The sequence below is a fragment of the Janthinobacterium sp. AD80 genome, from assembly GCF_002878455.1.
Taxonomy (GTDB): domain Bacteria; phylum Pseudomonadota; class Gammaproteobacteria; order Burkholderiales; family Burkholderiaceae_D; genus Janthinobacterium.
The window spans coordinates 1-6,468 of the sequence record NZ_NRDQ01000218.1; the positions used below are offsets into that span (position 1 = coordinate 1).

Genomic DNA, 6,468 nt, shown 5'->3' on the forward strand with positions numbered 1-6,468 from the left:
CCGCCCACGCGGGCCGGCGCTACCTGGATCCGCACAGCGCGCCCGGCGTGCAGCAAGGCGCGGCCGGCGCGGAAGCCCGGCGCTTGAGCAGCCTGAGCCAGCGCGAATTCGAAATCTTCCGCCTGCTGGCCGAAGGCCACAGCGCCGCCGACTGCGCCCGCCTGCTGCACCTAAGCAGCAAGACGGTGGCCAACCACCAGACCTGCATCCGCGAAAAGCTCGACGTGCCCGGCCCCGCCGCCCTCGTGCATCTTGCGCTGCGTAACGGGGTGATCGAACACCCGGCTTAATGCCTGAGCAAACCTGCTGCGCGGTGCGCTTTGCGCACCTGCGATGCTCACCGTACCAGAGTACGGTTGCGCTTCTTCGCCACAACGCCCATCCGCTCGCTACGGTTTTGTCAGGCATCTTTCATTTCAAGAAAATCTAATTAAACACGTAGCGCAAGCCCGCATTCACGCTGCGCGGGGCGCCGGCAGCATAAAACGTCGCGTTGACCATCGGATACTCGCCGCCCACGGCTGGCAATGGTCGGGCGGCAAAGTTGCCGTTGGCATTGAAGCCCGTCGCGCCCAGTTGCGCGGCCGTCGCATATTTGCGGTCGAACAGGTTATTCACCTGGGCAAACACGCCCAGCTGGCGCGTCAGCTGATATGTGCCGTTGAGCTCAAACACGGCATAGCCGCCGCTCTTGCCCGCGCCCAGATACGCTGGCCCGCCCGCCTGGTGCCGGTTGTTTTCATTGCCGCGCGCATAGGAACTCGACACGGCCGTCATGGCCAGGCCCACCGTCCAGTCGCGTCCGCCCTGAACCTCCACGTGCGCCTTCAGGATATGGCTGGGCGTCAGGGGAATGCGCTTGCCCGGCGTGATGGGGATATTGCCTTCCAGGCCGGGCGCGTCCGCATCGCTGCTGCTGTTGGCGCTGCCGTTGACGGTTTCCCGGCTTTGATAAGTTGCCTGCAGCCAGGTGTAGTTGACGCCGAAATCCAGCGCGCCCGCCTTGCCGTCGAGCGCCAGTTCGACGCCCTGGTGGCGCGTCTTGCCGAAATTTTTAAAATAGCCAAACCCCGCCTGGTTGTCGGCGACGAACAGGATGTCGTCATGGTTCTCCGCGCGGAACACGCCCGCGCTCCAGCTGGCCACGCTGGCGACCTTGCCGCGCAGGCCCGCTTCCCACGTCTTCGTCACCACCTGTTTCAAGGGCGGGTCGCCGGCCATGGCATTGGGCAGGCGGCAAGGGTTTTCCGGATCGGCGCAACCGAGTTCGATGGCCGTCGGCGTCCGGCTGCCTTCGTTATAGCCGACGTAGGCGCCGATGCCCGCGGCCGGCGCATAGGCCAGGCCGATGGCGGGGTTGAAGCGGCTGAAACGGTGGTCGCCATCAAGCGAGCCGCTGCCGCCGCCGGGCGTGATGGCGTCGCGGTTGCGCACGGTGCTGCGGTTGTAGCGGCCCGAGACGGTCAAGGTTAAATCTTGATTGAACGCCATGCTGTCGCTTGCATACACGCTCCAGGTGCGCATGCGGCCATGCAAGTCGACCCGGTTGTCGACCGGCGGGCCGTCGTCGTCGATTTGCGTGCCGGCGGCAAAGAAGTCCACCGGCGTGATGCCGCGGTCCGGGTTTAGATAGCCGAACTGGCTGGTCTGGCGGAACGTGGCATGGCTGCTATCCATGGCGGCGCCGGCCGTGACGGCGTGGCGCGCGCCCGCCATATCGGCCAGCAAGGTAAGCTGGCCGGAAAAGCCGTAGTTTTCCTGCTGTGTATGGCTGCGGTTGATCATGCCGTTGCATTTTTCGGCCGGTTCATCACCCAGCAGCACGTTGCCAATGCAGCGCCACTTCGGGAAAGGCGTATTGGATGCATTCGCCCCACTGGCGGGGAAACCCGTGTAGCCGGCCGCCGCCAGCGCCGCCCGCTCGGCCGCGCCGGGCTGGTAGACGGACTGGTCCAGCGACTCGTCGTTCAGGTCGCCGTTAAACGTGTGCGTGTCGATCTTGCGGTAGTACACATTGCCCGACAGCAGCAACGCTTCGCTGGCGCGGTGCTTGCCCGTCAGGTTCAGCAGGGTCGACCTGTTCTGCGTCAGGTCGGGCTTGGTGTACACGCTGCGGTAATCGCGCGCCAGCATGCGCTGTTCCTGCAAGCCATTGCCCGTCAGCGCATTGTCCGCGTGCGCCACGGTGGCGGCGATGTCGGTGCGCGCATCGCTCCAGCCCAGCTTGCCAAACAGCTGGCGCACGTCGGACGGCGAATCGTCGCGCCAGCCCGCTTCCTTGAAACGGTTGCCCGTCACATACCAGTGCCAGCCCTGCGCATTGCTGCCGCCATGTTCGACCTCCACGGCGCGGCGTTTATCCGAACCCAGGCGCGCCTCGATGGCGGTGCCGGGACTGCTGCGCCCGTCCTTGGTCTGGATCGCCAGCGCGCCGCCCAGGGTATTTAAGCCAAAGAGGGGATTCGAGCCGGGCATCAGGGTCAGCGAGTCGATGGCCATGCGCGGTATCAGGTCCCAGCTGACGACATCGCCAAACGGCTGGTTCAAGCGCATGCCGTCCAGGTACACGGACAGGCCTTGCGGCGTGCCCAGCAGCGGCGAAGCCGTGTAGCCGCGGTAGCTGACGTCGGGCTGGAACGGGTTGTTCTGCACCTCGTTGACGACCACGCTGCCCAGGTTGCGGCGCAGAAAGGCGGACAGGTCGAGCGCGCCGCTGCGGGCGATCTGCTGCGCGCTGGCCGTCTGCACGGGCGCGGCCAGCGCAGCGCGCGGCTGCTCGATGGTGGGCAGCGGCATGCTGCCCGTGATGATGACGCTAGGCAAGTCGCCCGAGGTGGCCACGCTTGCGGCCAGATTCGCGTCCAGGCTGGCGGCCGAGGCCGGTTCGGCGGCGTGCGCCTGGCACAGCGCCAGCGCGGCGGCGGCGAATAAAGTCAGTTTCATGCTTGTCCCCGTTTTATAGTGGTTTTTATGTCTGCCCAGTATCCGGCAGCCACCATCGGGGGACTAGGGAAAAACTCCCGCCGTGCACTGGCGCGGCGCGGGGGCGGCAAGAGGATCAGCGCTGCAGCGGCAAATAACTGTGCTTCAGCTGGCGCAAGACAAAGCTCGATTTGCTGTGGCGGATGCCGGGAATTTTGTACAGGCGCTCGCGCAGCAGGCGTTCATAGTCGCGCGTGTCGCTGACGGCGATGCGCAGGTAGTAATCGTAGTCGCCGGAAACAAGAAACGCTTCCAGCACTTCCGGGATCATGGCCAGCGCGTGGCCGAATTCAAACAGGGCCTGGTCGGAATGGTCGTCCAGGGTCACTTGCACGATGACCGTATCGGCCAGCCCCACCTTGGCCGCATTGACGTTGACCGTGTAGCCCTCGATGACGCCATCGTCCTCCATGCGCTTGATGCGCGCCCAGCACGGCGACGAGGTCAGACCCACCTTGGCGCTCAGGTCATGCAGGCTGATGCGGGCATCCTGCTGCAGCGCCGTCAGGATGGCGAGGTCGAATTTATCCAGCTTCATTTTGTCATTCCCCGTATTTGCAGCAAAATTTGCTTATAGAGACATTTTATACGAGAAAACCAGCAGCCTTTTCTGCCGCATCAGGCAGAAAATAAGGCCATGAAACCTGACCACGCCACCCTCCTCGCCTCGCCCGCTCCATCCGACGCTGCGCCCGCCCCGCGCAACGGCGCCAGCGTCCTCATCGACACCCTGCTGGCGCTCGGCGTCGACACCGTCTTCGGCTATCCGGGCGGCGCCGTGCTGCCCCTGTACGACGCGCTGCACGCGCAGCCCCGCTTGCGCCACGTGCTGGTGCGCCACGAACAGGCCGCCGTGCACGCGGCCGAAGGCTACGCGCGCAGCACGGGCCGGCCCGGCGTGGTCTTCGTCACCTCCGGCCCCGGCATGAGCAATACCACCACGGGCTTGCTCGACGCCCTGTGCGACTCGGTTCCCGTCATCTGCGTCAGCGGCCAGGTGGCCACCACCAGCATCGGCACGAACGCTTTCCAGGAATGCGACGCGCTGGGCATTTCGCGTCCCGTCACCAAGTGGAACCGGCAGATCCGCGCGGCCGGGGAAACGGCCGCCGTGGTGCGGCAAGCATTTGCGCAAGCCACGCAAGGCCGGCCCGGCCCCGTGCTGGTCGATTTTCCCAAGGATTTGCAACTGGCGCCTGTCGCGGACGATACGCCGCTGCCGCCCGCCACCGTGGCCGCCGCGCCCCTGCCAGCGGGCGCCGATATCGAACTGGCCGCCAGCCTGATCGCCGGCGCGCGCCAGCCCGTGTTTTACGCTGGCGGCGGCCTCGTCAATTCCGGCCCGGAAGCCTGCGCCGTTTTCCAGCAGCTGGTGAAACTGGCGGCCGCCCCCTGCACCTTGACCCTGCTGGGCCTGGGTGCCTTTCCCGCGTCGCACCCCGCCTTCCTCGGCATGCTGGGCATGCACGGTACCCTGGAAGCGAACCTGGCCATGCACCACGCGGACCTCATCGTCTGCGTCGGCGCCCGCTTCGACGACCGGGTGACGGGCCGCCTGGACGCCTTCTGCCCCGGCGCGAAAGTCATCCACATCGATATCGACCCGGCCTCGATACACAAGGTGGTGCGCGCCGACGTGGCCCTGCGCGGCGACTGCGCGCCCGTTCTGGCCGCCCTGCTGGCGCAGCTGCGCGGAAGATTACTGGCGGACCGCCAGCCGTGGTGGCAGCGCATCGACGCCTGGCGCGCGCAAAACTCGCTGGCGTTCGACGACACGCCTGACGTGATCGCGCCGCAGGCGCTGATGCGGCGTTTGCAGGCCGCGCTCGATGGCATGCCTGGCGTGGACGCCATCGTTTCCACCGATGTGGGCCAGCACCAGATGTGGGCGGCGCAGCATTTGCGCTTCGAGCAGCCGCGCCGCTGGCTGACGTCGGGCGGCGCCGGCACCATGGGCTATGGCTTGCCGGCCGCCATCGGCGCGCAGATCGCCCACCCCGGGCGCTGCGTGGTATGCGTCAGCGGCGACGCCTCGATCCTGATGAACATCCAGGAACTGGCCACGGCCGTGCAGCACCGCCTGCCCGTCAAGGTGGTGCTGTCGAACAATGGCTACATGGGCATGGTGCGCCAGTGGCAGGAACTCAACCACGGCGGACGCTACAGCCACAGCTACACGGAAGCCCTGCCCGACTTCGTCGCCCTGGCCCGCGCCTTCGGCTGGCAGGCGCACACGGTCAGCCGGCGCGACGAACTCGACGCGGCCCTGGCCACCTGCCTGGCATCGAGCGGCCCCTACTTCCTCGACGTGCGCGTGCACGGTGAAGAAAACTGCTTCCCCATGATGGCGCCGGGTGCGGGGCACCATGAGATGACCCTGTCGAAGGGAAATGTGTACAGCGAGGGGTAGGTCGACATCGCCACCGGCGGCGCCAACAATGCTCCCGGATGGGAGTTCTCCGAAGCTGGTCCGACCCATGGCCGGACCGGAAATCGTAGGTCGGATTAGCGGCAACGCCGCGTAATCCGACATCGCCACCGGCCACGCCAACGATGTTGTCGGATTACGCGTGGCGTTGCCACGCTAATCCGACCTACGCCCTGGCATGGGGAACATCGCAGGCCGCGCCAACAATGCTCCCGGATGACGGTTCTTCGAACCTGGTCCGACCCATGGCCGGACCGGAAATCGTAGGTCGGATTAGCGGCAACGCCGCGTAATCCGACATCGCCACCGGCCGCGCCAACGATGTTGTCGGATTACGCCCATATTCGATAAACCCAGTAACTTTCATCCTCGCGGCTGGCGCGTGCCAGTTCGGTGGGACTCAGGCCCGTGATGGCGCGCACTTCGCGGCACAGGTGGGCCTGGTCGGCGTAGCCGCCCTCGGCGGCGATATCGGTCCAGGAAGCATTGCCTTGCAGCATGGCCTCGCGTGCGTCGAGAAACGACTGTTCCGCGCGGCGCATGCGGCGCAGGGTGCGCATGGGCTGGCCGGCCCAGGCCTTGATGCGGCGCTCGATATTGCGCGCGCCACTGGCCACGCCCGTCGAGGCGGCCTGTACGCCCAGGCGGCGCACCCAGTCCTGGATGGCGCCGGCCGGCTGGTCGCCGCTCTTGCGCGCCAGCGCCCAGCGCGGTGCCAGGAACGCTTCCACCAGCGCGATGCGCGCGTCATCGTCGGGTGCGGCCAGCACGGCGCCGGACAAGGCCAGCCAGTCGGCGTCGAACAGCGGAGCCAGCGGGCGCACCTGGTCGAACAGGGCCGCCATGTCGATGCCCGTCAGCGCATGCAGGGCGGCCGGATACAGCATCACCATGAACGAGTGCACGGGGCCGGGGTTGTAGCTGACCAGCGGATAGCCGCGCGGCCCGCTGAACAGGGCCGGCGGCATGCGCACGTGCAGCAGGTCGGGGCCGGGCGCCGCCGCCTCGACGTCGCCCGCCACCGTCCACAGCAGGCAGCACATGGGCGTGGCGGGAAA

The 6,468-nt window shown here is 66.8% G+C and carries 5 protein-coding genes; 2 read left to right on the plus strand and 3 right to left on the minus strand.

The window, feature by feature from the left end:
* Positions 1–290, plus strand: a 290-nt coding sequence (locus JaAD80_RS27260; protein ID WP_146012567.1) for a response regulator transcription factor, incomplete at its 5' end; no start/stop codon positions are given.
* 136 nt (positions 291–426) lie between these two features.
* Here the strand turns inward: JaAD80_RS27260 and JaAD80_RS27265 are convergent.
* A complete protein-coding gene (locus JaAD80_RS27265) occupies positions 427–2,943 on the minus strand; it encodes a TonB-dependent receptor (RefSeq protein WP_102299218.1) in 2,517 nt (838 codons plus the stop codon).
* A gap of 115 nt (positions 2,944–3,058) precedes the next feature.
* Positions 3,059–3,520: an Lrp/AsnC family transcriptional regulator gene (locus JaAD80_RS27270; RefSeq protein ID WP_102299220.1), complete on the minus strand. Its 462-nt coding sequence runs from the start codon at positions 3,518–3,520 to the stop codon at positions 3,059–3,061.
* A 99-nt stretch (positions 3,521–3,619) separates the two neighbouring features.
* Between JaAD80_RS27270 and ilvB the strand changes: the two genes are divergently transcribed.
* Positions 3,620–5,392 (plus strand): biosynthetic-type acetolactate synthase large subunit, encoded by a 1,773-nt coding sequence (ilvB, locus tag JaAD80_RS27275; RefSeq protein WP_102299222.1) that lies wholly within the window; start codon positions 3,620–3,622, stop codon positions 5,390–5,392.
* Between the two features lie 350 nt (positions 5,393–5,742).
* On the opposite strand, the gene JaAD80_RS27280 is transcribed toward ilvB, so the two are convergent.
* Positions 5,743–6,468, minus strand: a 726-nt coding sequence (locus tag JaAD80_RS27280) for an AraC family transcriptional regulator (protein WP_102299223.1), incomplete at its 5' end; no start/stop codon positions are given.